The 25,081-nt window shown below is 32.2% G+C and carries 27 protein-coding genes; 12 read left to right on the top strand and 15 right to left on the bottom strand.

What is annotated here, in order from left to right:
• Nucleotides 1-45 precede the first annotated feature (45 nt).
• The 3 genes from Q0050_RS01185 to Q0050_RS01175 all read left to right on the top strand — a co-directional run bounded on the left by Q0050_RS01185 (nt 46) and on the right by Q0050_RS01175 (nt 1,761).
• The gene (locus Q0050_RS01185) at nt 46-717 is read left to right on the top strand and encodes a hypothetical protein (protein ID WP_298391837.1); all 672 of its coding nucleotides are present in this window, start codon (nt 46-48) and stop codon (nt 715-717) included.
• A gap of 87 nt (nt 718-804) precedes the next feature.
• Nucleotides 805-993 (top strand): hypothetical protein, encoded by a 189-nt coding sequence (locus tag Q0050_RS01180; protein WP_298391835.1) that lies wholly within the window; start codon nt 805-807, stop codon nt 991-993.
• A gap of 69 nt (nt 994-1,062) precedes the next feature.
• Nucleotides 1,063-1,761 (top strand): zinc metallopeptidase, encoded by a 699-nt coding sequence (locus Q0050_RS01175; protein ID WP_298391871.1) that lies wholly within the window; start codon nt 1,063-1,065, stop codon nt 1,759-1,761.
• Nucleotides 1,762-1,804: 43 nt separating this feature from the next.
• On the opposite strand, the gene Q0050_RS01170 is transcribed toward Q0050_RS01175, so the two are convergent.
• The 5 genes from Q0050_RS01170 to Q0050_RS01150 form a co-directional block, all read right to left on the bottom strand.
• Nucleotides 1,805-2,083 carry a hypothetical protein gene (locus tag Q0050_RS01170; protein ID WP_298391833.1) on the bottom strand — a complete coding sequence of 93 codons (279 nt, stop codon included), beginning with the start codon at nt 2,081-2,083 and terminating at the stop codon, nt 1,805-1,807.
• Between the two features lie 17 nt (nt 2,084-2,100).
• A complete protein-coding gene (locus Q0050_RS01165; protein ID WP_298391831.1) occupies nt 2,101-2,571 on the bottom strand; it encodes an Lrp/AsnC ligand binding domain-containing protein in 471 nt (156 codons plus the stop codon).
• Between the two features lie 53 nt (nt 2,572-2,624).
• Complete coding sequence (locus tag Q0050_RS01160) at nt 2,625-4,001, bottom strand: saccharopine dehydrogenase C-terminal domain-containing protein (protein ID WP_298391830.1); 1,377 nt, start codon at nt 3,999-4,001, stop codon at nt 2,625-2,627.
• Nucleotides 4,002-4,106: 105 nt separating this feature from the next.
• A complete protein-coding gene (locus Q0050_RS01155) occupies nt 4,107-4,442 on the bottom strand; it encodes a hypothetical protein (RefSeq protein ID WP_298391828.1) in 336 nt (111 codons plus the stop codon).
• A gap of 46 nt (nt 4,443-4,488) precedes the next feature.
• A complete protein-coding gene (locus Q0050_RS01150) occupies nt 4,489-5,250 on the bottom strand; it encodes a DUF3108 domain-containing protein (protein WP_298391826.1) in 762 nt (253 codons plus the stop codon).
• Between the two features lie 124 nt (nt 5,251-5,374).
• Here Q0050_RS01150 and Q0050_RS01145 point away from each other — a divergent pair, with 124 nt between their 5' ends.
• Both Q0050_RS01145 and pckA read left to right on the top strand, forming a co-directional pair.
• A complete protein-coding gene (locus Q0050_RS01145) occupies nt 5,375-5,761 on the top strand; it encodes a DUF423 domain-containing protein (RefSeq protein WP_298391824.1) in 387 nt (128 codons plus the stop codon).
• A gap of 80 nt (nt 5,762-5,841) precedes the next feature.
• Entirely contained in the window at nt 5,842-7,467 is a 1,626-nt protein-coding gene (pckA, locus tag Q0050_RS01140) for a phosphoenolpyruvate carboxykinase (ATP) (protein ID WP_298391822.1), read from the top strand.
• A gap of 121 nt (nt 7,468-7,588) precedes the next feature.
• Here pckA and Q0050_RS01135 read toward each other — a convergent pair whose 3' ends face one another.
• A complete protein-coding gene (locus Q0050_RS01135) occupies nt 7,589-8,338 on the bottom strand; it encodes a uroporphyrinogen-III synthase (RefSeq protein ID WP_298391869.1) in 750 nt (249 codons plus the stop codon).
• Nucleotides 8,339-8,356: 18 nt separating this feature from the next.
• Complete coding sequence (locus tag Q0050_RS01130; protein ID WP_298391820.1) at nt 8,357-9,028, bottom strand: DUF4271 domain-containing protein; 672 nt, start codon at nt 9,026-9,028, stop codon at nt 8,357-8,359.
• Nucleotides 9,029-9,132: 104 nt separating this feature from the next.
• Here Q0050_RS01130 and Q0050_RS01125 point away from each other — a divergent pair, with 104 nt between their 5' ends.
• From Q0050_RS01125 to Q0050_RS01115, 3 genes are read left to right on the top strand one after another with little or no spacing between them, the layout of a single operon-like run.
• Nucleotides 9,133-9,858 carry a polyprenol monophosphomannose synthase gene (locus Q0050_RS01125; RefSeq protein ID WP_298391818.1) on the top strand — a complete coding sequence of 242 codons (726 nt, stop codon included), beginning with the start codon at nt 9,133-9,135 and terminating at the stop codon, nt 9,856-9,858.
• 9 nt (nt 9,859-9,867) lie between these two features.
• Nucleotides 9,868-11,208, top strand: a complete 1,341-nt coding sequence (locus tag Q0050_RS01120; RefSeq protein ID WP_298391816.1) for a dihydroorotase — start codon at nt 9,868-9,870, stop codon at nt 11,206-11,208.
• Nucleotides 11,209-11,211: 3 nt separating this feature from the next.
• On the top strand, nt 11,212-11,586 hold the full coding sequence (locus tag Q0050_RS01115; RefSeq protein ID WP_298391814.1) for a DUF4296 domain-containing protein: 375 nt from the start codon (nt 11,212-11,214) through the stop codon (nt 11,584-11,586).
• Here the strand turns inward: Q0050_RS01115 and Q0050_RS01110 are convergent, their stop codons facing one another.
• The gene (locus Q0050_RS01110; protein WP_298391812.1) at nt 11,587-12,588 is read right to left on the bottom strand and encodes an NAD-dependent epimerase/dehydratase family protein; all 1,002 of its coding nucleotides are present in this window, start codon (nt 12,586-12,588) and stop codon (nt 11,587-11,589) included. It lies immediately after the preceding gene.
• 165 nt (nt 12,589-12,753) lie between these two features.
• On the opposite strand from Q0050_RS01110, the gene tyrS reads away from it, so the two are divergent.
• A complete protein-coding gene (gene tyrS / locus Q0050_RS01105; protein ID WP_298391810.1) occupies nt 12,754-14,049 on the top strand; it encodes a tyrosine--tRNA ligase in 1,296 nt (431 codons plus the stop codon).
• 29 nt (nt 14,050-14,078) lie between these two features.
• Here tyrS and Q0050_RS01100 read toward each other — a convergent pair whose 3' ends face one another.
• From Q0050_RS01100 to Q0050_RS01085, 4 genes are all read right to left on the bottom strand, one after another.
• On the bottom strand, nt 14,079-14,792 hold the full coding sequence (locus Q0050_RS01100; protein WP_298391808.1) for a hypothetical protein: 714 nt from the start codon (nt 14,790-14,792) through the stop codon (nt 14,079-14,081).
• A 45-nt stretch (nt 14,793-14,837) separates the two neighbouring features.
• Nucleotides 14,838-15,818 (bottom strand): acyl transferase, encoded by a 981-nt coding sequence (locus Q0050_RS01095; protein ID WP_298391806.1) that lies wholly within the window; start codon nt 15,816-15,818, stop codon nt 14,838-14,840.
• Between the two features lie 112 nt (nt 15,819-15,930).
• On the bottom strand, nt 15,931-16,827 hold the full coding sequence (locus tag Q0050_RS01090) for a T9SS type A sorting domain-containing protein (RefSeq protein WP_298391804.1): 897 nt from the start codon (nt 16,825-16,827) through the stop codon (nt 15,931-15,933).
• Nucleotides 16,828-16,923: 96 nt separating this feature from the next.
• Complete coding sequence (locus Q0050_RS01085) at nt 16,924-17,259, bottom strand: T9SS type A sorting domain-containing protein (protein WP_298391802.1); 336 nt, start codon at nt 17,257-17,259, stop codon at nt 16,924-16,926.
• Nucleotides 17,260-17,493: 234 nt separating this feature from the next.
• Here Q0050_RS01085 and Q0050_RS01080 point away from each other — a divergent pair, with 234 nt between their 5' ends.
• Entirely contained in the window at nt 17,494-17,844 is a 351-nt protein-coding gene (locus Q0050_RS01080; RefSeq protein WP_298391800.1) for a membrane-binding protein, read from the top strand.
• Between the two features lie 226 nt (nt 17,845-18,070).
• Here the strand turns inward: Q0050_RS01080 and Q0050_RS01075 are convergent, their stop codons facing one another.
• Together Q0050_RS01075 and Q0050_RS01070 are read right to left on the bottom strand one after the other, a co-directional pair.
• Entirely contained in the window at nt 18,071-19,255 is a 1,185-nt protein-coding gene (locus Q0050_RS01075; RefSeq protein WP_298391798.1) for a hypothetical protein, read from the bottom strand.
• A gap of 38 nt (nt 19,256-19,293) precedes the next feature.
• Nucleotides 19,294-22,074 (bottom strand): TonB-dependent receptor, encoded by a 2,781-nt coding sequence (locus Q0050_RS01070; RefSeq protein WP_298391796.1) that lies wholly within the window; start codon nt 22,072-22,074, stop codon nt 19,294-19,296.
• 196 nt (nt 22,075-22,270) lie between these two features.
• Between Q0050_RS01070 and Q0050_RS01065 the strand changes: the two genes are divergently transcribed.
• Entirely contained in the window at nt 22,271-22,954 is a 684-nt protein-coding gene (locus tag Q0050_RS01065; RefSeq protein WP_298391793.1) for a response regulator transcription factor, read from the top strand.
• 49 nt (nt 22,955-23,003) lie between these two features.
• Nucleotides 23,004-24,047 carry an ATP-binding protein gene (locus Q0050_RS01060; RefSeq protein ID WP_298391791.1) on the top strand — a complete coding sequence of 348 codons (1,044 nt, stop codon included), beginning with the start codon at nt 23,004-23,006 and terminating at the stop codon, nt 24,045-24,047.
• Here the strand turns inward: Q0050_RS01060 and Q0050_RS01055 are convergent.
• A complete protein-coding gene (locus Q0050_RS01055; protein ID WP_298391788.1) occupies nt 24,021-25,079 on the bottom strand; it encodes a glycosyltransferase in 1,059 nt (352 codons plus the stop codon). The genes Q0050_RS01060 and Q0050_RS01055 overlap by 27 nt on opposite strands.
• Between the last annotated feature and the right edge of the window lie 2 nt (nt 25,080-25,081).

The raw sequence follows: 25,081 nt of genomic DNA, 5'->3' as shown, positions 1-25,081 counted from the left end.
AATCCGATTTGTAGTTTTGATAAGAATAACTTAAACAAATAACGTATGAAAAATTTTAAGATTTTGCTGGCATTACTGTTTGTTAGTGTAACTTTTGCTCAAGAAACAACGTCAACCACGACTAAAGAGAAGCCAAAATTTTATTTCACTTACGGACTAAATGCTCAAGTCCACGATGAGTTGGCTATTGATAAAAAGTTACGTGCGGCAGGTTTGCCCGAGGTTAATAGTTTTACGCCCGAATTATTTATCGGAATGACTTTATTTGACAAAAAATTTTCGGGAGATCTTGATTTTGGTTTTTTGAATTCTAAAAACGATAATGCTGGTAATGAAAACAGATATATTGGTTTTACAACACGATTAAGAGTGCATTACAACGTAATCAATAAAGAAAAAATTGCTTTCACCACTGGATTGAATTTGTCAAATACTCAAGGCGAATTAAATATTTATGCTAAAAATAATGCATTTGATTTAAACGATTTGACGCCAGTAAACAATGTCGGAAATGTTTCGCTTAAAAACAGTATGGTTTACTTTGGACCTTCGGCTTCGTTATATCTTTTTAAAAATAAATCAACCAAACTTCGTTTAAATGCAGGTTATGAATTCGCAATTACTAACGGAAAATGGAAGTCGGATTATGCAAGTGTGAATAATACAGTAAAAGAGCAAGGTAATAACCGATTTGTCTTCGGAATCACATTGTTGTAGTCTTTTTGTAACATTTTTGATTTTTTACGTATAAATAAGAAACAATAATTTTGAATTTAGTTCCTTAAAACCGTAAAGTACATTAAAATGAGTAAAAAACACGAAATTCACATATTGAGTAAAAAATCTGGTTTTTCAAGTATGAAAAAAGAGCTGACGCAACAAGTAGAAGATTTTTTGAATTCAAAATCAGAGGAAGGATATGAAATCGTCAATGTTTCGTTTACATATTATGAATCAAGTGAGTTGATTGCCTTTGTAACTATTTGCAAATAAGCTAATGTCAAACTGTCATTTTTAAAGTTTGGCGTGTAATTTGATATTTATTATTTAATTTAAATTTTAATAATTATGTATTTTTTAATAATAGGAGTTATAGCTTTATTTAGTTGGATAGTAAGTTCAAAACTGAAAAGTAAATTTGAGCAATATTCAAAAATTAGTTTACGTAATGGAATGAGCGGCGCCGAAATTGCAGAAAAAATGCTAGCCGATCACGGAATTCGCGATGTAAAAGTAATCTCAACTCCAGGTATGTTGACGGATCATTACAATCCTGCTAACAAAACGGTAAACCTTTCGGAAGGAGTTTATAATCAACGAAATGCTGCTGCTGCTGCAGTTGCTGCGCACGAATGTGGTCACGCGGTGCAACACGCACAAGCTTATTCTTGGTTAACGATGCGTTCTCAAATGGTGCCTGTTGTAAATGTTTCTTCGACTTTATCGCAATGGTTGATTATGGGTGGATTGATTCTAGGAATTGCCTCTAAAGGAACTTCGCTTGGTCTTTACATAGCAGTAGCTGGATTAGTTTTAATGGCGATTGCAACGGCATTTAGTTTTATTACTTTGCCAGTTGAATATGATGCAAGTAATCGTGCTCTAGCGTGGTTAAAAAACAAAAACATGTTGAGTCAAGAAGAATACGCAGGTTCAGAAGATGCTTTGAAATGGGCCGCAAGAACTTATGTTGTGGCGGCACTTGGCGCATTAGCATCACTATTATATTGGGCTTTCCAAGTTTTAGGTCGCAGAGAATAATAAAAATAACATAAACTAAAAATCCGTCAACCGACGGATTTTTTTATTTTATAAAGGAAGAGAGTATTACCAAAATGGAAACCCAAACTACTCCGTGAATAACTAAACATTTTACGTAGCCTTTTCCGCCATACAATTGTTTTGTAAGATGAACCATAAAATAAATTAAACTTATTGGTATCAGCACATAAAATAATAATACACCAATATTTGGAGTTTTAGCATCGCCTGGAAAAAGTTCATAACATATTCCAGCAAGTAATATATAAATGGTATAAAATGCGATCGTAATGTTTTCTTTTGAAAATTTGTTGAGGTTCATTTTTTTTATTTTAAGTCCTACAATTGTATTTGTCGTTCTATTTGTTGTTCTAATGAAATGAACGTTTCTGTTCGAGAAACACCATCAATAGGTTGGATTTTTTTGTTCAAAAGTTGCATTAAATGTTCGTTGTCACGACAAATGATTTTAATTAAAATGCTCCAATTTCCGGTGGTATAATGGCATTCTAAAACTTCAGGAATTTTTTTTAATTCTTTTACAGCTTCCGCATTTGACGCTGCTTTTTCAAGATAAACACCAATAAACGCCATAGTTTTATAACCAAGAACTTTGTTGTTTACAATAAATTTCGAACCCGAAATGACGCCAGCATCTTCTAATTTTTTTAAACGTTGGTGAATGGCTGCTCCAGAAATTCCAATTTTATTTGCTATTTGCAAAATAGGTTTTCGAGCATCATCCATCAAAAAGCGAAGAATTTCTTTATCGATTCCGTCTATTTCAATTTGAAGTTGATTGATTTTCATTGCTTGTAATTTTAAAGCAAAAATAGCTATATTGTTTTAAAATCAAATAAGTATTAAACAGAAACCGCTAATTTGTCAGGATTGTAACCAATATAAGGAGCAACTGTTTCTTTAAAAATCACTCCGAATTCTTCTAATTCTTTTAAAATTGGTTCATAAACTTCTTTTTTGATGGGAAGTTGAACACCAGGAGTTTTTATGTTTCCGTTCAATATCTGCAAAGTAGCCATTGCGACTGGTAAACCTACCGTTTTAGCCATCGCTGTATAGGTTTGGTCATCGCCAATGCAAACCATTTTAGAATCAATTTGTTGTTCTTTACCGTTGAGTTCGTACCCAAATTTGTGGTACATTACAATCATGTCTTTGTCGTCAGGTTGCAAAGTCCAACTGTCGTTTAAAATTCGTTCTAAAATCTGTGCAGGAGTTGCATTCTTCATCCCAACAATCTTGTTCGGATTGAATAAATCTAAATCTAGAAGTTTGTCCCACATAATATCGTCTTGCTCGATGTTTAAGGCCAAACGCATTTTAATCTCAACAGAATCTGTGGGATGATAAGGTAAAAAAGAATTAGTAAATTCGCGGAAACTCATAGTTTCAGAATTTTCCATTACATAAGTGTCATCGGTCATTCCGAGTTGTACAAACATATTCCACGCTTTTGAAAAACCAACTCTTCTTATCGTTCCGCGATAAAGCGTTAGAACGTCGTCTAAACCATAAACGCTTCGGTATTTTAGCGAATCACGATTGGCATAACCTTCGAATTTACCATAACCTTCAACCAATAAAAATTCGGTTCTACGAAATAATTTGTTATACGGAATGTATTTGTATTTTCCTTCTTGAATGAATTTTGCTGCGCCACCTTGTCCGGCCAAAACCACATTTCTTGGTGCCCAAGTAAATTTATAATTCCAAAGATTATTGTCAGATTCAGGAGCAACCAATCCGCCACAAAACGATTCAAATAAAATCATTTTTCCGCCTTTTTCACGAATTTCATCAATGACTTTCATTGCGCTCATGTGATCAATTCCTGGATCAAGTCCGATTTCATTCATAAAAATCAAACCGTTTTCTACGGCAGCTTCATTTAGATTTTGCATAGCATCAGAAACGTAAGATGCTGTAACCATGTGTTTTTTAAAGGTGATACAATCTTTTGCAACCTCAATATGCATGTGTGCAGGCAACATTGAAATGACAATATCTGCTTTTTGGATTTCGGTATGACGTTGATTTTCGTTATGAATATCGAGCTGAATTGCAGTTGCATTTTTGTGGTTGTTTGTTTTTCTTTGAGCCAATTCAAGCGACAAATCACCTATAGTTAAATGAAGATTTTCTTGCTCTGATTTATTTAGAAGGTATTGAATTAAAGAAGAAGCCGAACGACCTGCGCCGATGATAAGAATGTTTCTCATGGTTTGTTTGTAATTGGATACAAAACTAAAGAAATTCCAATAAAAAATTCCAAATACCAACATTATTAATTGGAATTTGGAATTATTGCAGTGTATTTATGATTATTATTCTAAGCCTTCTAGATCTTTTTCAAGGTCTTCGAGTTCTTGTTTTGCCTCTTGTTTGGTTTCAATTTTTTGTTGTTCAAATTTCTGGTCGGTTGCGATTTCATCTTTTATAAGAAACGTTTTTCCGAGAACAACTAACCCACAAATGTACGTTATGGCAAATAAAATTTTAACCGTTTTACGTTGAGGTACTTCTGATTTTTGAAACGTTAGAAATAACAAAATTAATCCGATTCCGATTGGTAAGAATGCTAACGTGTCTAATGGTAATATGGAGAAAACAACACTAAGTACTACAAATAGTATCGATAAAATTAATAACGTCTTTCTCATATTTTTCTTAGATTGTAATTGTTTTTTTCTAAATTCTTTTTACTTTTTAAATACCAGTTGCTGAAGTTAAAGCCAATTGACCTGTACCAACAGGAATACTAAATTTCATTAATGCTGGAACTTTTTTAGCATCGGCAGTCAACCAGATTAAGTTTTTATCTTTGCCTTTTAAAGCGTCTGTTTTTGCTCCGATAGATAATTTATAGCACGATTTATCGCCAAGATTTCCTGCTTTTACAGTTTCAGTTCCCATATATTTTAAGGTTACTGGAATTTCTTTTTCGTCAAAAACAATAATGAAAGACTTGGTTTGTCCCGATGTCATTTTAGAAAAATCGATAGTTCTTACTTTGTAAAGAAGCGAGATAACGTCTTGAGTAGAACTTCCAATGTTGAATGTTCTTGTAGTTTCAGGTTTGTTTCTTTTTTTTGCAGTGCTAGTTACAGAATTACCTTTGAAAACGTACTTTTCTTTTTTGGTATATCCACCTTCGTCAATACTTCTTTTATATAAACTAGGTTTTAATGTTGACGGATTTACATAAGATTCATAAATATCACGAATTCTAAAAAACTTATCCCATTTGCTAAACGTTGCTAATTCACAATTTAAATGCAAGTAACTGTTTTTAGAAGTAGTTTCTGTATCGGTAGACATTGTTACCTGAGCCAATTGTGTCATCAATCCACTCATGTTGTAAGATCCAGAATAAACTAGTCGTTCACCTGATGGAATAACCGCCTTAGTATCTGCTTTAAAAGAACAGAAAATCAATAATATCGCCGTTATAAAGGTTATTTTTTTCATAGTTATAAATTAGAGTACAAATATAAAATTTTAAAATTGTTAAAATCAAAAGGAAAACATAAAAATCCTTTAGCATTCCACATATAACTGATATTTTTGTTAAATATTACTAAGAATAAATACTATGGATAAGAAAATATTTTCGGCAGCTGGTTTTTTTGGAATGACGGCAATTGTTTTGGGTGCTTTCGGAGCGCATGCGTTAAAAAAAGTATTGACTGTTGATCAATTAGATACTTTTGAAACTGGAGTTAAATATCAAATGTATCACGCATTATTTTTATTATTTTTAGGATTGAATGCTCATTTAAGTTTGAAGACCAAAAAAAGTATTTTAGTACTTACAATTTTGGGTATAATTATGTTCTCGGGTTCGATTTATTTATTAGCTACCGATAGTTTAAATGCGTTTAATTTTAAAGTCATCGGTTTTGTGACACCAATTGGTGGATTGCTGTTAATACTAGCTTGGGCGTTATTTACTTTTCAATTTTTAAAGAAAAAATCATAAAATTTCAATAAACTACAACGTTGTAATAATTAATTTTTACCTTTGCAGTCAATTTAATAATTGCAACACAATACAATTTTATGGAGAATACTGCCCAATTTACGAAATCGATTTCGTTGGAAGCCTATGGAATCAAAAATGTACAAGAAATTATATACAATCCTTCTTTTGAATTTTTATATAACGAAGAGTTAAGTTCTAATTTGGTAGGCTACGAAAAAGGACAGCTTACAGAACTTGGTGCTGTTAATGTAATGACTGGAGAATTTACAGGTCGTTCGCCTAAAGATAAATATATTGTTAAAGACGCCATCACAGAAAACACTATTTGGTGGAATTCTGAAAAAGCAGTAAACGACAACAAACCCATTTCTCAAACTACTTGGAATGCCTTAAAAGAAACTACAGTTGAACAACTTTCTGGTAAACGATTGTTTGTAGTAGATGCATTTTGTGGTGCTAATGAAAACACCCGTTTAAAAGTGCGTTTCATTATGGAAGTTGCTTGGCAAGCTCATTTTGTAAAAAACATGTTCATCCGTCCGACTGATGCAGAACTTGAGAATTTTGGTGAGCCAGATTTTATTGTGATGAATGGTTCTAAAACAAGTTTCAAAGATTTCGCAGCTCACAATTTGAATTCAGAAGTTTATGTTGCTTTTAATCTTACCGAAAAAATACAATTAATTGGCGGAACTTGGTATGGAGGAGAAATGAAGAAAGGGTTATTCTCGATGATGAATTACTACTTGCCATTACAAGGAATAGCTTCGATGCATTGTTCTGCAAACAAAGGAAAAGATGGTGATGTAGCTGTTTTCTTCGGCTTGTCTGGAACAGGAAAAACAACATTATCAACTGATCCAAAACGTGAGTTGATTGGAGACGATGAACACGGTTGGGATAATGACGGCGTTTTCAATTTTGAAGGCGGTTGTTATGCAAAAACCATTGATTTGAGTGCAGAAAACGAACCTGATATTTTTGGAGCAATAAAAAGAGACGCTTTACTTGAAAATGTTACGGTTGATGCAGATGGAATAATCGACTTTAAAGATGGTTCTGTTACTCAAAATACTCGTGTTTCTTATCCGATTGATCACATTCAGAATATTGTAAAACCAGTTTCAAAAGCAGGACACGCAACCAAGGTAATTTTCTTGACTGCAGATGCTTTTGGTGTGATGCCTCCAGTTTCTAAATTAACTCCAGAGCAAACTAAATATTATTTCTTATCTGGGTTTACAGCTAAATTGGCTGGCACTGAAAGAGGTGTGACACAACCAGAACCAACTTTTTCAGCTTGTTTCGGAAAAGCATTTTTATCACTTCACCCAACTAAATATGGTGAAGAGTTAGTTAAAAAGATGGAAGAGCACAAAGCAACAGCTTATATGGTGAATACAGGTTGGAACGGAACAGGAAAACGTATTTCTATTAAAGATACTCGCGCTATTATTGATGCTATATTAGATGGTTCAATTGAAAATGCAGAAACTAAGATTATTCCAACATTTAATTTTGTGGTTCCAACTTCATTAAATAATGTTAATGCAGCGATTTTAGATCCAAGAGATACTTATGCAGATGTTTCTGAATGGGAAACCAAAGCAACTGATTTAGCAGGAAGATTTATTAAAAATTTCGTTCAATATACAGATAATGCTGAAGGGCAGAATTTAGTCAATGCCGGACCGCAATTATAAAAATAACAAACAAACTTTATCAAACCAAACGAAAAAACTCAGCAGTAATGTTGAGTTTTTTTTAAATTAAAAAACCCCAAATTCATCTGAATTTGGGGTTTTTATATAGTGTTATTGAAATTTATTTTCCTTTATTAGCTTCGGCAACATAACGTTCTAAAGCCATTGTCATTGATGGTGTTTCTGGTGTTGGAGCAAGGATATCAATTCTTAATCCGTGTTCCAAAGCTTCTTTTTGAGTGGTGCTTCCAAAAACTGCAATTCTTGTATCATTTTGTTTAAAATCTGGAAAGTTTTTAAACAATGATTTAATTCCTGTTGGACTAAAAAACGCTAAAACATCATAATAAACATCTGCTAAATCAGATAAATCGCTCATTACTGTTTTATAAAAAACGGCTTGCGTCCAATTGATTTTTAAGTTGTTTAAAGTTACAGGCGCATCAGCATTTAATTGATCAGAAGCTGGTAACAAAAACTTTTCATCTTTATATTTCTTGAAAAGCGTTGACATATCTGCAAAATCTTTTTGACCAACATAAATTTTACGCTTTCTGTAAACAACATACTTCTGTAAATAAAAAGCAATAGCTTCTGATTGGCAAAAATACCTTAAATCTTCTGGTACTTTGTAGCGCATTTCTTCGGCCACTCTAAAAAAGTGATCTACTGCATTTTTACTTGTTAGGATAATAGCCGTGAAATTGTTTAGGTCAATTTTTTGAGCTCTAACGTCCTTCGCACTTACGCCTTCTACGTGAATAAAAGAACGAAAATCAATTTTTACCTTATGCTTTTGTTGTAAATCAAAATAAGGAGAATTCTCTACTTTTGGCTCTGGTTGTGACACCAAAATCGTTCTTACTTTCAAATTTGACATGTTTAAACTCTAATTTTTTGTAATCAAATAATATATGAAATAATAGGGCGCTATTTCAAGTGCGCAAAGATACAAAATAAAATAAAACAACTTACCAAATACAAAGTTTTGATAATTTTTTAATGAAATAAGATAAGTCACTAAATTTATTATTAATAATATAATGATTAATGTGATAAATAAAGAATCTGATGAATAATTACCATAAAATAAAATTATAGAAACCGGTAATAGCAGTAAGCCGATGTAAGTTCTAAAGGTAACTTTCTGTAAATTGAATTGTTCTAGTAGTGATTCAATGCCAAATGTTGCAGCTAAGATCTTCTCAATTAAGAATTTACACAATATAAAAACCGACAATAATGTGAATACTCTAACAAATAAAACCCAATCGGTTTTGAGTTTTATATCATCTTCATAATTGGCTAAGGCTAGTTGTATAAAAAAAGAAAGAGAAATAACATTAACTAAAAATAGAATGACATTAAAACCACTCATTAAGTGACTACTTTCTTTATAAATTTTGGTGTATTTATCAGATACTAATAGTCGAATATAATCGTTGAATCTTGTTTCAAATATCGTTTTTGCTAAAACAATTAAGAACAAAGAAATCACAAAAATGATAGTTGCCCAATCTTTGCTTGCAATAATTCGAGGATGTAATTCTAATGCTATCATAAAGTGCAAAATTACTAAATTTTATTTGTTGATTAGTATTATAATATTATTAAGATTATGAAGTAATAAAATGAGTATTTTTGCACAAACTTTTATTGATTACTATGAATTGCGGTATTGTAATTATTCCAACGTATAACGAAATTGAAAATATTGAAAGTATAGTTAGAGCTGTATTTTCTTTGCATAAACCATTTCATATACTAATAGTTGATGATAATTCTCCCGATAAAACTGCAGATAGAGTAAGAGAATTGCAATTAGAATTTCCTGAAAGACTTTTTCTTGAGGTAAGAACTAAAAAAGCAGGTCTGGGCACAGCTTATGTACACGGATTTAAATGGGCTTTGTCAAGAGAATATGAATTTGTTTTTGAAATGGATGCCGATTTTTCGCATAATCCACACGATTTAGAACGATTGTATGAAGCTTGCCATTTTGGCGGTGCCGATTTAGCCATAGGTTCGCGTTATGTTACTGGTGTTAACGTTGTGAATTGGCCTTTGAGTAGGGTTTTGTTGTCATATTTTGCATCAGTTTATGTGAGAATGATTACGGGTATGAAAATTATGGACGCCACTGCCGGATTCATTTGCTACAGCCGAAAAGTATTAGAAAGTATTAATCTTGATAATATAAAGTTTATTGGATATGCCTTTCAAATTGAAATGAAATACCGCGTTTTTGTAAAGAATTTCAATATTCAAGAAGTGCCAGTTATTTTTACAGATAGAACTAAAGGTCAATCTAAAATGAGTGGATCTATTATTAAAGAAGCTATTTTTGGGGTTTTATCTCTTAGAATTAAAAAATTATTTAATCGATTATAAAAATACAATATGAATACCATTTTAATAAAAAATGCAAAGATTGTAAATGAAGGTAGAATTTTTGAAGGTGACGTTCTTATTGAAGGTGAGATAATTAAAGAAATTGCCGAGAGCATAAGCCACAAAAGTTCAAACTGTAAAGTTATTGATGCCGAAGGAAATTATTTAATTCCGGGCGCGATTGATGATCAAGTGCATTTTCGTGAACCAGGTTTAACGCACAAAGGCAACATTGAATCGGAAAGTAGAGCTGCAGTTGCTGGCGGAATAACATCGTTTATCGAACAACCAAACACTGTTCCAAATGCGGTTACTCAAGAATTATTAGAAGATAAATACCAAATAGCTGCACAAAGTTCTTATGCCAATTATTCTTTTATGATGGGCGGAACCAATGATAATCTGGAAGAAGTTTTAAAAACCAATCCGAAGAATGTTGCTGGAATCAAATTGTTTTTAGGTTCATCAACCGGAAATATGTTGGTGGATAACACAGAAACACTCGAAAAAATATTTTCAAATACTAAAATGCTAATTGCTGTTCATTGTGAAGATGAAGGAACGATTAAAGCTAATTTAGAAAAATATACAGCTGAATTTGGTGAAGATATTCCGCCAACGGTTCATCATTTAATTCGCAGTGAGGAAGCTTGTTATTTATCCTCTTCAAAGGCAATCGAATTGGCGAAAAAAACCGGAGCAAGATTGCACGTATTTCATCTGTCAACGGCTAAAGAAATGGAGTTGTTTACCAATAAAATTCCGCTTGAAGAAAAACAAATTACTGCTGAAGTTTGTATCCATCATCTTTGGTTTTCAGAAGAAGATTATGCAACCAAAGGAAATTTCATAAAATGGAATCCTGCAGTAAAAACAGCATCAGATAGAGAAGCTTTGTGGAAAGCGTTATTGGATGATAGGATTGATGTAATTGCAACCGATCACGCACCGCACACATTAGAAGAGAAATCTCAAAAATATGCCAACGCGCCTTCTGGTGGTCCATTAGTGCAACATGCAGTGGTAGCTTTATTTGAAGCGTTTCATCAAGGTAAGATTTCTGTTGAAAAAATCGTTGAAAAGATGGCTCATAACCCAGCTAAAATTTTTAAAATCGAAAATAGAGGATTCATAAAAGAAGGTTATTATGCCGATTTAGCAATAGTAAATCCAGCAAAACCTTGGAGTGTAAACAAAGATAATATTTTATATAAATGCGGTTGGTCACCTTTTGAAGGAACTAATTTTAAATCAAGAATTACACATACATTTGTAAACGGACAGTTGGTGTATGAAAACTCTAAAGTGAAAGAAATTAAAGCAGGTAAACGTTTACTTTTTGATAGATAAAAAATGAAAAAATCACTATTTTTTTTGTTGGTACTTTCGTTTACAGCCTTGAGTTGTAAAGATGATTTTGTTGAAAAACCAAAAAATCTTATCGATAAAGATAAGATGAAAGAGATCATTTATGATTTAGCCGTTCTTGAAGCTGCCAAAAATCAAGCAACAATGAACCAAGTTTATCCTAAGCCAAGTGAATTGTTAAGAGAAAAGTATAAAGTTGATAGTTTGACTTTTGCTAAAAGCTCTCAATATTACGCCGCTGATGCTAAAGATTACAAAAAAATGTATGAAGAAGTAAAAGAGCGTTTGAATAAAGATAAAGAAAAAATGAATCGTATTTCACCTGCTATTCAAAATCCAGAGCAAGGAATTGTAAAATAATTATTTCTTATAGTGAACTAAAATACGATCCAGATAAGCTGGAATTTCTTCAAAATTATAACCTAAATAATTCTTTATTTTTTCATTAGATATAGTGTCACTATTTAAAAGTGATTGCGCCGAATGTTTAGATATTCTTCTTTTTGTTCTAAAAATAGTCGAAAATAACCAGTCTAAACGCCACGCTAGATGAAGCATCCAAGGTTTGGCTTCGGTTTTAGGTTTTTTGGCACTTATTTTATCTGCTATCAAATAAATTATTTCTTTATAGGTATAATTTTTTGACAATAGTGCAAATCGTTCTCCATTGCAGTCGCTTAACATCAGTAGATGCATAATTTTCACTACATCGCTAACAGCAACATATCCAGACGTTCCATAGGTATAAAACGGCATTCCTTTTTCGATAGAAGTAAAGAAAGCACCACTTCCTTGCTGCCAAAAACCTGGTCCAAAAATCACACCCGGATTGACAATAACTACGTTCAATCCTTCTTGCTGTCCGCGCCAAACTTCCATTTCTGCGCCGTATTTTGAAATGGCATAATCGCTGTGTAGAACTTCAGGATTCCATTCGGTTGTTTCGTTAACTTCTTTTTCATGAGGTGCTAAATCTCCGAGTGCAGCAATAGAACTAACGTGACAAAGTTTTTTAATATTTTTATCAATACAAAAATTTACAATGTTAGCTGTACCTTCAATATTGACTTTTCTAAGTTGGTCTTCGTCATTTGGATTAAAAGAAATACAAGCCGCACAATGATAGACATAAGTAACATTTTCGAAAGCTAGTTCTAAGGTTGGAACTTCTAAAATATCACCTTGAATCCAATGGATTTTTGAGAATAATTCACCTTTTTTATATAATTCAAAAAGTGCTTTGGTTTTTTCTATGTTCCTTTGCTTTCGATAAAGCGCACGAACATATTCTTCGCCATTTTCTATCAAATGAAGAAGTAAATGAGCTCCTACTAATCCGGTTGCGCCTGTAACTAATATCATTCTGTAAAGATAAGATTTAAGAAACAAGTTTAAAAGTTTAAAGGTTTAAAAGTTTGAACAGAGAACTTCAAGTACTTATTTATTTAGTAAAATAATTCAAATTCTGAAATCTGAAATCTGAAATCTAAAATCTTAGAGTTATATTTGCGCAAATTATTAAATAAAATGAAGAATTTAGTAGAAGAATTGCAATGGAGAGGATTGGTTCACGATATTATGCCCGGAACCGAAGAGCAACTTTTAAAAGAAATGACATCGACTTATATAGGATTTGATCCAACAAGTGATTCGTTGCATATTGGAAGTTTAGTGCCTATTATTTTGTTGGTTCATTTAGAAAAATTTGGTCATAAACCTATCGCTCTTGTTGGTGGTGCTACCGGAATGATTGGTGATCCATCCGGAAAATCTGATGAAAGAAATCTTTTAGACGAAGTTACTTTAGATAAAAATGTGGCCGGAATTAAAGCGGTTTTATCTCGATTTTTAGATTTTAATTCAACTGCAGCAAATGCTCCCATTTTAGTTAACAATTATGATTGGATGAAAGACTTTTCGTTTATCAATTTTGCGCGTGATGTCGGAAAACGTATCACAGTGAATTATATGATGGCAAAAGATTCGGTTAAGAAACGATTGAGCGGAGAAACTGGCGAAGGAATGAGTTTTACTGAGTTTACTTACCAATTAATTCAAGGTTATGATTTTCATCATTTATATAAAACACACCATTGTTTGTTGCAAATGGGTGGTTCAGACCAATGGGGAAATATCACAACAGGAACAGAGTTAGTAAGAAGAATGAATGGTGAAGGTGCTAAAGCTTATGCTATGACTTGTCCGTTAATTACCAAAGCTGATGGTTCTAAATTTGGTAAATCAGAAGGTGGAAATGTTTGGTTGACAGCCGATAAAACTTCGGTTTATAAATTTTACCAATTTTGGTTGAATACAACCGACGTTGACGCTGAAAAATACATTAAAATCTTCACTTTTTTAGATAAAAATACTATTGATGCTTTGATTGCTGAACATCAAGAAGCGCCACATTTGCGTGTTTTACAAAAACGATTAGCTGAAGAAATAACGATTTTTGTGCATGGAAAAGAAGAGTTAGAAAGAGCAATTTTTGCATCAAATGCTTTTTTTAGTCCAACTATGGATGATTTAGCGCAATTGGATGATGCAACTTTTGTTGAAGTATTTGATGGCGTTCCAAATGCCGAAATTGCAAAAGAAGACATCGTTGCCGGATTGGATATGATTGCTGCGCTTGCTGCGAAAACAGGTTTCTTAGCTTCAAATAGCGATGCTCGACGTGAATTGAAACAGAATGCAGTTTCTTTAAACAAAGAAAAAGTCGCTGAGGATTACGTGATTACCGAAAAAGATTTGGTGAAAGATAAATTTTTAGTCCTTCAAAAAGGAAAGAAAAATTATTATTTGATCAAAGTAATATAAATTAGGAAGGAGCTTTTTAGCTCCTTTTTTTATTCGCTAAAGTTAAGTTCCATTTTATTGGAAATGATCCAACCACTAATAAAATTGGGGTTTTTCATTATCTTTTCATAATCTTCTGGAAGCAGTTTTTCTTTAAATTGTTCTTTCATTAGGTGTAAAGTAAGCTCCAAATAATGAGGTGTGTTTTCGTCAAGATAAAACTCGGCATTTCCAAATTTAAAATAACGTGTTTTATCCCAATGAATCACTTTTGTAAACGTAATTTTTTCTTTAGCTTTTATAGTAAAAATATCGGCCATTAAGCTTTTACTTTGTTGTTTCAAATAATAATTCACATCGTTTTTGGCTTCTTCTATATCCGTTTTTTCATCAATATTCAATTCTTTGAATCTTGCTTGAATAATTGCTTTTCGTTCTTCATCCGTTTTTGCAGCTTTAAGTTGCTCTTCAAAAGAATTAGCTTTTCGGCCATCAAAAATGTTGTCAATATCAACAAGCTCGTCTTTTTGAAACACTTTGTAAACTAAAGCTCTAGACATAGATGCTCTAGCATTTGGAACTAATCCTTTTGGGTTAAAGAAAAAAGAAACCTCTTTATCGCCAAGATTTTCAATATGATAAGTGATGATAAATTTTCTTTCATCAGGAATAGAATCAATTGAAGTTATGGCGTCTATTTTTAAATCAATTTGGCTTGATGCTGAAAGTGATAGAAAGAATAGAAGGTAAAGAAGACAACGCATAAAATTAGTTTCAGTTTATGAAATAACGTTTATAAATGCAATAAATTACAAAACCATCAAATTACAACCTCGAATATCTGAATTATCAAAGCGACCTAATACTTCAAAGGAATTGTTGGGATATTTTTTTCCTAAATCTTGTGTCGCAATGAAGGAACACGAATTGATGTTGGCTAAATCTATAACGTTTATTCCGCCAGTTTTTCCGGCTTCGATATATGATAATGCATCTTCGGTATCGCGAATTAAAATATTCATCCAGTTGGGACATTCAAAAATTCCGTTACCTAAAGAATAGGCTTGCGATAACAATTCGGTCATTCCATATTCTGAATGTATACTTGCAACGCCAAAACCTTCGCAAAGCATTTCGTGCAATTCTTCGCGGATGATTTCTTTACGTTTGCCTTTCATACCGCCAGTTTCCATAATAATGGTATTTTTTAATTGAAACTTTCGTTGTTCAATTAAATCCAATAAAGCATAAGTTACACCAATTAGCAGTACATTTTGTCCTGATGCATCAAGTTCAGTTAATTTCGAAATGAGTTCGTCATAGTTGTGTAAATAAAAACCACTATTTTCATTGTTGGAAAGTGCAATCAAATCTTTTACCATATAAATGAGAGAAGAGCCAGAACGTTCAAGATAGGATGGAAGTAAGGCTAAAACGGCATAATCTTCTATATTTCCATAAAATTCTGAAAAAGCATTGCGGTAGCTTTCTTCATATAAAGTTACATCGGTTATTAGATGTTTACTTGTAATCATTCCAGTCGTGCCGCTACTTGTAAAAGTCTCTTGGATGGCATCATTTGAAGATAAAACATCGTGACTTTTAAAAAACTGAATCGGTAAAAACGGAATTTGTTGCAACGATTTTACAGTTCCTTTTTCTACTTTTAATAACTCACAGAATTCGCGATATACTTTGTTATTATCGTATTGAAAACGAAAAACTTTTAGAGCTATTTTTTCAAATTGCTTTTGGTTGGAAATTGTGAATATATCGTTAGATGCAATCAAGGTTTAGAGTCTTTTTATTATATCTGAAATAAGTTCAAATGCATTGCAAAAGTAATGAAAATAAAAAAGCTCCAACATAAATTGGAGCTTTCTAATATAATTTTAAAACTAATTACTCAATAACTAATTTTTTAGAAGCTGTATTTCCTTCTTCAGAAATTTGAACCATATATACACCAGCAGTTAGGTTGTTTACATTGATAGCAGATTCAGAAGTTGTAACGTTTAATACTTGTTTGCCTAATACGTCAAAAACAGTAACTGTTCTTTCAGCATTAGCATCAGTATTGATGTAGAAAACACCATTTTTCACTGGATTAGGGAAAACTGATAAACCAGCGATAGCGTTTTGGTTATTGGCTAAACTACAAGTATTTGTTGTTGTTGCAGAGTTTCTAGCCGCTGGTGTTCCAACAGTAAAATCAGCAGCATTATCATTTGTATCAGTACAACCATTGTTGTTTCTTAAACCAGCAGTTGAATTTGATAAAGGTGCTGTAGCAGCGGTTCCTTCAAAGTTTGTAGCAGAACCATATCCAACTTTGTCAATGATTTGAGCTCCAGAAGGTGTTGCAGTAGTTTCAGCAACTATAGTATTAACTAATATTAATTTTCCATTTGTACCTGCCATTGAAATACCAGGAATTGCTGCAGGTGTTGCTCCACCTGAAAACGAACATGCACAAGTTGTTGCGTCTAAATCTGGAGTAGGTAATGCTGCAGCTGCAGTTGCTCCAGCGGCTTGTTGAATAAGATAGTATTTACCAGGTTCTATGGTAACATTTGGAAGTTGAGTCACCGCCCATGATGAACCAGTAGCTGAAGCATATTGAACTGACCAACCAGATAAGTTTTGGGCTACAGTTCCTCTGTTGAATAATTCAACAAAATCGTTTGTATAAATCGCACCACCATTTCCACCACCGCCATAGAATTGGCTAATTACAACTTGAGCGTTAGATAGTGAACTAACTAAAGCAATAGCAAACAAAAAGTAAATTTTTTTCATAATTTTAATATAAGATTTTAGGATACAAAGATAAAGACTATTTTTTTAAATAAAAATAATCAAAGTAAAAAAAAGGTTAACAATAGCGTTATTTAACTATCTGACAATTAATTTTCTAGTAGCGCTTGCGTCACCTTCTTCTATCTTAATAAGGTAGATTCCTGGTGTCAATGAAGAAATGTTCAATTCTCTTGATGAGAGAGTTGTTTGTAGTACTTTTTTTCCAAGTACATCAAAGATAGTGATTTGTTTGTCCTCGTTAGATCTTGAAGAGATATAAATCTTACCGTTAGTTGCAGGGTTTGGATAAAAACTTAATCCATCAATAGTATTCTCCTGCACTCTTGATGCAGATTTTCCATCTTGCGCCATCACACTTGCAGTGCTTAACGATAGGAATAAAAGAATAATATAAAAGTAGTTTTTGTTCATAATTCAACTTGGTTATAGCAAATATATAAATTAGTTTTCAAATACAATGCCAAAATTCAAAAATTTAACACAGTGACACACAATAATTATTTTTTACGGTTTTAAGTAGGTTACTTGAGCAATACTTTTTTAGATAAATTTTCTAATGTTACCAAATTGTTAAGTAAAAGTTTGGTAATTGTAAAAATAGTTATATATTTGTTATCTAATTATTAATTCAAAAACCCAAATACTATGAAAATATTAGTTGTAATCTTAGTTTTAATGTTGTCAGGTGTTGCATTTGGTCAGGAAATTCAACCTGTTTTAGAAGCTGAAGGAAGTTTAGTGAAAGCTACTTATCACTATAATAACGGTGCTGTACAACAAGTAGGATATTTCAAAGACGGAAAGTTAGACGGAAAATGGACTTCGTATGACGTAAACGGAAACGTAAGCGCTATTGCTGAATATACAAACGGTGAAAAATCAGGAAAATGGATGTTTTATTCCAATGGAAGTACGGTAAGTGAAGTAAGTTATGTTGACAATCGTATTGTTGATGTAAAAAAGTTCGCACAAAATAGTATTGCAGATAAAGATTAAGTTTATTTGCTTAAAACAAAAAAGCTCATCAGTAACGATGAGCTTTTTTTATTTGGTAAAATTTCGAATAGTAAATTAAGTTGACAATTTCATTCTTAAGTTTTATTTCAGCGAGTAGTATAGTTTTATTTATTGAAAATTTTGGAGTTCCAAAAGAATGTAAAAAATCTTACAAAAACAAAAAATCCCTCGAATTGAGGGATTTTGATTTTTATAGAGGTACTTATTAGTTAAAAGTATAACCTGTCCAAGTTAAAACTGAAGTGTTAGCTCCACCAGTTGAACCAGCAGTTGCATTAACTGTAGCTGCATTTGAACCAAGATTGTTATCTGCTAAATTTAAGTTAGTTCCTGAACCTACCAAAGTAACTGTAGTACCAGCAGCAGCTGAACCTAAAGTATCTGAACAGTCAACTAAATCTCCAGGAGCAGGAGTTGTGTTACCTTGTTTTACTAAACAATTAGTAATTGTAGCTTTACTTCCTCTTCTGATTTTGATGATATCGTTTAATGAAACGATTGAGTTATTTACAATTGTAACATTAGTAACTGTAACATCTGATTGTCCAGCTTGAGTTGGAGATAAACCGTCTAAGTTTCCATCTGCTTCAATTCCTCTTGGGTCAGAAGTAATGTCGTTGAATCCTAATTCTCTTATTGCATAAGCATTGTTGATTGTTCCAGTATATCCTTGAGTCCAATCTAACATATCATCTTTTGCATTAACAACAAGTACATTTGTTACATTAACTGATCCACCAAAAAATTCGATTGCATCATCATCACCGTTTAAAGAGGCAATGTTGTTTACAGTTGTTCCGTTACCAACACCGTAGAAAGTAATTCCGTTAAATTCTTTTTCTCCGTTAATTCTAGCTCCAGAATATTCAACAATAACATAAGATAATGTTCCAGAGTTGTCATTGTTTACAGTTCCACCATAAGTAAAATCAACAACTTCTGTAGTTGCAGTTCCACCACCACTTAATGGAGCTCTACCCATAATCAATAATCCACCCCAATCTCCAGATCTTTTATTAGAAGCATTAGAAGTAAAACGAATTGGAGCTGTAGCGCTTCCTGCTGCATTAATTTTAGCACCTTGTTCAACAGCAACATAAATTGCAGTTCCACCAGCTGTAGCTTTAAAAGTTGTTCCTGGTAAAATTGTTAATGTGTACGGGCTTTTTACTACCAAAGCACCATTTAAAATGTACTCACCTACTGGTAAAGTAATGTCAGCACCGATGTTTCCTTTTAAATCAGTTGCGCTGTAATCAGCATCTGTTAATGAAGTAATAACTCCGTCAAGTGCAGGTGCAGTTGTGTTGTTGTCATCATCACTACTACAACTTACAAATGTTGCGGCAAAAACCGAAAGCAAAAGAAATCTTTTAATTGTTGTGTTCATTTTTAAAAAGTTTTAATTGTTGTTATTAAAGTTGTTGTTTATAAATTCCAATAAATTCCAAAACTTGCAAATACTCCTTTTTTATAACTGCTTACGATAGTTTCTGTAGTCGTATTATTTTGAGAAGTTTCTTGCGTTAATTTAAAGTTTGGATTCAATATGTTTTTCACTGATAAGTTAATACCAAGTTTGTTTTTTATAAAGTCGAATTTGTTAACCAAATCTAATGTTGGTACTGATTTCTCAACAATGTTTTGGTTTGTAGCTGTTCCGATTGAATAAATTTTATCATAGAAATAGTTAAATACTAATGAAGTAGTTAAACTATTTTTAGAATTTGTGAAGTTGTAACTGATATCAGAATTGATTAACAATGGAGAAGCTCCTTCTAATTTATCTTCAGTGTTAGTTGGTTGTACAGTAAGTTTATCATTTTTATTGTCAATGATTTTCTGATTGGTGTACAAGTACGATAAGTTTAAACCAAAAGCTAAGTTTTTAGTAGTAGCATCCGTTTTAACATCGATAATTGATTTTCTAGCTTCAAGTTCAAAACCTGTTGCAAAGGCATCTCCAAAGTTTACATAAGATAATTCATTTGCTGCAGAAGCAACACGAATTCTGTTAATTGGATCTTGTATTTTCTTGTAAAAAGTTCCTAACGAAATGATTTCTTTGTTAGAAAGGTAAAAATCATATTTAAGGTCGAAATTTAAGTTAGTTGCAGGAACTAAATCTGGATTACCAAAACTTGAGAAGTTCACATCTTCATACAAGAAAAGTGCAGTTTCTTTAAATTGTGGAAAAGTATAAGTTTGACTTGCTGCTAATCTCACAATATTTTTTTTGTTAAACGAATATTTAGCTGTTAAACTAGGTAAGAAATAATCTTTTTTAATTAAAGACGGATCTACAGTCAAACTGTTTACACTGCTTGAAAGGTTTGTATCCCAGTCTACCTTCTGGTCAACATTTTCATATCTAAATCCAGCTTGTACCGTTAATTTATCTGAAAAAGGATAAACTATTTGTGTATATGCTGCAACAACTTTCTTTTTACCAATGTAGTAGAATGGGTCAAAAGCGTTGGCGCCTGTTCCTCTACCAGTTACAATTTCAAAATTCCCGCTAGCTAAACCTGCTTGATTGAAAACAGCATCTGGATTGTTAATTTCTATTGCAGTAGTGTTATCTGCAAAATCGAAGTTAAATTGAGTATAATTAAATGTTCTTTCAGTATTTCTATAATTTGCACCAAATGATAATTTTTTCATTAAATCAGATTCAGGATTAAAAGTGTAAGTGAAATCTAATTTTGCAGCTAAATCATCTTCGTCTAATGTTGAGAAAAAACGATTATTCAAAGCAACACTATTTGAACCTACTACATAATTTTTAGTTCCATCTGTACCGTCATAGTCATAATCATAAGAGTTTGTTCTTCTATCTGGCTCTGATCCTCGTACAGTGTTGTATGAAAATCCAGCTGAAGTTTCTAACTTAGGTGAGAACTTATATTCTAACAATAATTGGTTTGAGAAAAGATTATTATTGTTTATCTGTTGTCTTCTAATAAATGAGTTGGTAGCAAAATCATTGTCATTGATACTTGTTGTAAAACCGCTATAATCTCCAACACTTTGATTGCTGTCGTGAATATATAAACCATTATAAGTTAAGCTTTTTCCAGTTCCAAACTTGTATTTAATACTTCCTAACGCGGCTTGTGAAGCAACATAATCGTACTTTTTAAAGTTCAAATCTTGTTTTGAACCACCTTGAGAATTCACTTGTCTTGCGATACCTTCCTTGTAAACATAATCACTATTTGAAAGTATTACACCAAAAAAGTTTAATGTTTTATCGCTACCAATTTGAAATTTTTTACCTCCAACAATAGAAAAATTAGTATTGATTACATTGTTTTTTTCTGATGGCTTAAAACTATTATCAAATGCATAGGTATTTAAGTTAGAAAGAGGTACCGCAGTTCCGTTTTTAAGTAAACCAAAATAGTTATTACCATCGGCAACTAAAAAGTCAGAACTGATTGTATTAGTGTTATACCCAGTTCCGATTGCTAAGTTTAGTACTTGTTTTTGATCTAAATCTTTTGAAGCAATATCAATGTTCGCTCCAGCAACATCACCATAAAGATTAGTGTTAAAAGTTTTATTAACGTTTATATTTTTAATGATATTAGTAGAGAAAAACTTTAAAGAAATGTTTTTGTACTCCGGATCTTCTGATGGTAATGGAAGACCATTTAATGAAGTTGAATTATAACGATCGCCTAATCCTCTTACAAATACATTTTTCACTCCTTCTTGTTCGGCAACACCTGCTGTCTTTGCTACAGCACCAGCTGCGTCACCAACACCTTTTCTTGATAATTCTTGGGCGCCAATAGCTTGTTTCATATCAACAGCATTTTTTTGTTCTGATAATAATGCTGTTTCTTTTTCTCTATTTGTAGCTGCTTTTTTTATTACTACATCATCAAGTTTATATCCTCCTGCACCTAATGCTCTATTAACTTTAACATCTTGACCTGCTGTAACAGTTACTGCAACTTCTGTCGATTCATATCCAACAAAACTAAATTGAATTGTATAATTTCCTGGAGCAACTGAAATAGTATATTTTCCGTTCTCATCAGTAGATACCGAGTTTTGGGTACCTTTTATAATAACATTTGCAAAGGGTAAAGGTGAATTGTTTGAATCTTTATCTGTTATAACTCCAGAAATAGTACCTTTGGTTTGTCCAAAAGAAAGTGTACTAAGTAATAGAGTCAAAAATAATAATTTAAATTTCATTGTTGTGTTTAGTTATAAATTTGATGCAAAGAAACCTCTACAATGTAAAGTTCAAGTTACTTGCAATTTATCTTTAGGTTTTGTAATTATTATCTAAATGTTAACAGATTAAATTACAGTTAACTCAATTTTAATAAGATTTAATTACTGATATTATGTTATATTTACATCGCAAAACAGTTAAAATTTTTGCTTTATGAAGAAAAAAGACATAAAGATATTATTGGTTGATGATGAGCAAGATATCCTAGAAATTGTAGGATATAACCTTACACAAGAAGGGTACAAAATTGTTACTGCTTCTAACGGAAGAGAGGCAATTGCTGTCGCAAAAAAAGAGCGTCCACAACTTATTATAATGGATGTAATGATGCCCGAAATGGACGGAATGGAAGCTTGTGAAAACATAAGAAAAATTCCAGAGTTAAGTAATACCATTATCACGTTTCTGACGGCAAGAAGTGAAGATTATTCGCAAGTTGCAGGTTTTGATGCTGGCGCAGATGATTATATAGCTAAACCAATCAAACCAAAATTACTTGTTAGTAAAGTAAAAGCGTTATTAAGAAGATTAAAAGATGAAACTGTTTTAAGCGAAAACTTAAATGTTGGAGGCATCGAAATCAATCGTGAAGAATATAAAATTATGATGGAAGGACGCGAGATTGTGCTTCCAAGAAAAGAATTTGAATTGTTTTATTTGCTTGCTTCTAAACCTGGTAAAGTATTCAAAAGAGAAGAAATTTTGGATAAAGTTTGGGGCAATGAAGTAATTGTTGGTGGCAGAACCATTGATGTTCACATTAGAAAACTTCGTGAGAAAATTGGCGAAGAATTATTCAAGACAATAAAAGGTGTTGGTTACAAGTTTGAAGTTTAAAAAATCTTCTAAATAATATCAAATATAAGATATCGAAAATACCAAGCTAATGGGATTGACTTTCAAAAAAACATATACTTTCGCAGTTATTTCAACTTCTTACATTACCCTTTTTTCAACGGGTTTAATTGTTGTTTTGCAGTTTTTGTTTACCGAATTTTCTTGGCTATTTTGTTTGTCATTTGCAGTATCAATTGCGCTTTTTTCCTTTTTTGTGCTACAATATCGCGTAGAACATTTTATTTACAGAAGGGTTAAAAAAATATATGATGATGTATCCTTATTAGATTCAACCACATTAAGAAGTCAATCCATTACTACCGATATGGCGACTTTGACTAAAGAAGTCAAAAAATTTGCCACCGATAAAAAATTAGAAATTGAAAACCTAAAAGTGCGTGAAGAATACCGACGCGAATTTATGGGTAATGTTTCACACGAGCTTAAAACACCTCTTTTTACCGTTCAAGGTTATATTTCAACCTTGCTTGATAGCGGAATGAAAGATAAAGATTTAAGAAAAAAATATCTTGAAAGAGCTGAAAAAGGTGTCGAACGTTTAATCTACATTGTGGAAGATTTAGATATGATTTCTAAATTAGAAATGGGTGATTTGAATTTAGATTTTACCGAATTCAATATTGTGGAGTTAATTCAAAATGTGTTTGATTTACTAGAAATGCAAGCCGACAAGAAAAACATTATCTTAATGTTTGATAGAAAATACAACAAACCAATTAAGGTTTTTGCTGATCAAGAAAAAATTCAACAAGTGTTAACGAATCTGATAGTAAATTCTATAAAGTACGGAAAGGAAAACGGCTCTACCGAAGTTTCAATAGAAGATTTGGTTAATAACAAAATTATAGTTAGAGTTCGCGATGATGGCGAAGGAATTGAGAAAAACAATATTCCGAGACTTTTCGAACGTTTTTTTAGAGTAGATAAAAGTGGTGCCCGCAGTGAAGGCGGATCGGGTTTAGGACTTTCAATTGTAAAACATATTATTGAAGGTCACGACGAAAAAATATATGTAGAAAGTGAGTTTAAGAAAGGTTCAGAGTTTTCATTTACGCTCGAAAAGAAGGAATAATTGTTTCCAATTAACTGTATTCGATTCCATTTTTGGTAATCCGGAATATAGCGTAACGGCTAATAAATCATCTAATTTAAATCGGTCTTGTCTTGAATAAGGAACCAAACCTTCTTTCTTGTATTTTTTTGCTAAATATTCTTGTTCAAATTGTCCTGGTGTTGGAATAAAAAAAGCTTTTTTCTCTAATTTACACAAATCCATAACGGTTGTATATCCTGATCGACAAAGTACTATTTCACTTTCGTTAAACGTTTTTTCAAGCGCTTCCGATTGCATAAAGTTGTAATAAGAAACATTTTCGATTTGTTCTAACTTTTGTTCTTTTTCAACTTTTCCTTTAACAAAAACTATTTTTTTATCGGTGTTTTTTATTTCTTTAATCAACTTTTCTTCTAGAATAGTTCGTTGCGGTTCAGGACCAGAAAGTAAAATCATTAGATCATATTTTTTTTCTACTACTTTCTTTTCTAACCTACTTAAGACTCCAATATACTTGATGTTTAAGTTAGCGTTTTTTAAATGCCCTAATTTTCCGGTCAAATTCGGAATGTCGTTAACATCTGGAACCCAACATTCGTTAAATTTTTTTATAAAAAACTGATGTAACTTGCTCGAAATCCAAGTCGTTTTTCCTGATAAAACCGTCAATTGATGTGTCATAAAAACGGATGATACTTTTTTAGAATGAACGCCCAATCGATTGTCTGAAATAATTCCAATTAATTGATGTTCTTTTATCCATTTTTTGACCAATTGCTTTTCTGTTAAAATGGCACTAATAGTTTTTGGACTGTTTTTTATCAATTTCCATTTAAAATTCTCTCCTTTTTTAGCATATTCAATATTGTAAGAAGGCAATTCTAAAGCGGTTAAATGCGGAAATTCTTTCTTCAATAAAGCTAAAGCTACACCATCAGAAGCTAGAATCGGAGTAAACCCATTTTTTTCTAATTCACGAATAATCGGAATGCATCGAGTAGCGTGACCTAATCCCCAATTTAAAGGTGCAACGAGAATATTTTTGTTCATTT

Source organism: Flavobacterium sp. (assembly GCF_027483985.1).
GTDB lineage: Bacteria > Bacteroidota > Bacteroidia > Flavobacteriales > Flavobacteriaceae > Flavobacterium.
The sequence above is the reverse complement of the archived record's forward strand: the minus strand, read 5'-3'. Positions and strand labels throughout refer to the sequence as shown.

Bases quoted from the DNA above. Each gene is read 5' to 3' on its own strand.
- Q0050_RS01170 (WP_298391833.1), bottom strand. From the start codon at position 2,083: ATGAACCTCAACAAATTTTCAAAAGAAAACATTACGATCGCATTTTAT.
- Q0050_RS01180 (WP_298391835.1), top strand. From the start codon at position 805: ATGAGTAAAAAACACGAAATTCACATATTGAGTAAAAAATCTGGTTTT.
- Q0050_RS01090 (WP_298391804.1), bottom strand. From the start codon at position 16,827: ATGAAAAAAATTTACTTTTTGTTTGCTATTGCTTTAGTTAGTTCACTA.
- Q0050_RS01060 (WP_298391791.1), top strand. From the start codon at position 23,004: ATGGGATTGACTTTCAAAAAAACATATACTTTCGCAGTTATTTCAACT.
- Q0050_RS01160 (WP_298391830.1), bottom strand. From the start codon at position 4,001: ATGAGAAACATTCTTATCATCGGCGCAGGTCGTTCGGCTTCTTCTTTA.
- Q0050_RS01150 (WP_298391826.1), bottom strand. From the start codon at position 5,250: ATGAAAAAAATAACCTTTATAACGGCGATATTATTGATTTTCTGTTCT.
- Q0050_RS01130 (WP_298391820.1), bottom strand. From the start codon at position 9,028: ATGATAGCATTAGAATTACATCCTCGAATTATTGCAAGCAAAGATTGG.
- Q0050_RS01185 (WP_298391837.1), top strand. From the start codon at position 46: ATGAAAAATTTTAAGATTTTGCTGGCATTACTGTTTGTTAGTGTAACT.
- Q0050_RS01070 (WP_298391796.1), bottom strand. From the start codon at position 22,074: ATGAAATTTAAATTATTATTTTTGACTCTATTACTTAGTACACTTTCT.
- Q0050_RS01085 (WP_298391802.1), bottom strand. From the start codon at position 17,259: ATGAACAAAAACTACTTTTATATTATTCTTTTATTCCTATCGTTAAGC.
- Q0050_RS01075 (WP_298391798.1), bottom strand. From the start codon at position 19,255: ATGAACACAACAATTAAAAGATTTCTTTTGCTTTCGGTTTTTGCCGCA.
- Q0050_RS01145 (WP_298391824.1), top strand. From the start codon at position 5,375: ATGGATAAGAAAATATTTTCGGCAGCTGGTTTTTTTGGAATGACGGCA.
- tyrS (WP_298391810.1), top strand. From the start codon at position 12,754: ATGAAGAATTTAGTAGAAGAATTGCAATGGAGAGGATTGGTTCACGAT.
- Q0050_RS01155 (WP_298391828.1), bottom strand. From the start codon at position 4,442: ATGAGAAAGACGTTATTAATTTTATCGATACTATTTGTAGTACTTAGT.
- Q0050_RS01065 (WP_298391793.1), top strand. From the start codon at position 22,271: ATGAAGAAAAAAGACATAAAGATATTATTGGTTGATGATGAGCAAGAT.
- pckA (WP_298391822.1), top strand. From the start codon at position 5,842: ATGGAGAATACTGCCCAATTTACGAAATCGATTTCGTTGGAAGCCTAT.
- Q0050_RS01110 (WP_298391812.1), bottom strand. From the start codon at position 12,588: ATGATATTAGTTACAGGCGCAACCGGATTAGTAGGAGCTCATTTACTT.
- Q0050_RS01120 (WP_298391816.1), top strand. From the start codon at position 9,868: ATGAATACCATTTTAATAAAAAATGCAAAGATTGTAAATGAAGGTAGA.
- Q0050_RS01080 (WP_298391800.1), top strand. From the start codon at position 17,494: ATGAAAATATTAGTTGTAATCTTAGTTTTAATGTTGTCAGGTGTTGCA.
- Q0050_RS01055 (WP_298391788.1), bottom strand. From the start codon at position 25,079: ATGAACAAAAATATTCTCGTTGCACCTTTAAATTGGGGATTAGGTCAC.
- Q0050_RS01125 (WP_298391818.1), top strand. From the start codon at position 9,133: ATGAATTGCGGTATTGTAATTATTCCAACGTATAACGAAATTGAAAAT.
- Q0050_RS01165 (WP_298391831.1), bottom strand. From the start codon at position 2,571: ATGAAAATCAATCAACTTCAAATTGAAATAGACGGAATCGATAAAGAA.
- Q0050_RS01100 (WP_298391808.1), bottom strand. From the start codon at position 14,792: ATGCGTTGTCTTCTTTACCTTCTATTCTTTCTATCACTTTCAGCATCA.
- Q0050_RS01115 (WP_298391814.1), top strand. From the start codon at position 11,212: ATGAAAAAATCACTATTTTTTTTGTTGGTACTTTCGTTTACAGCCTTG.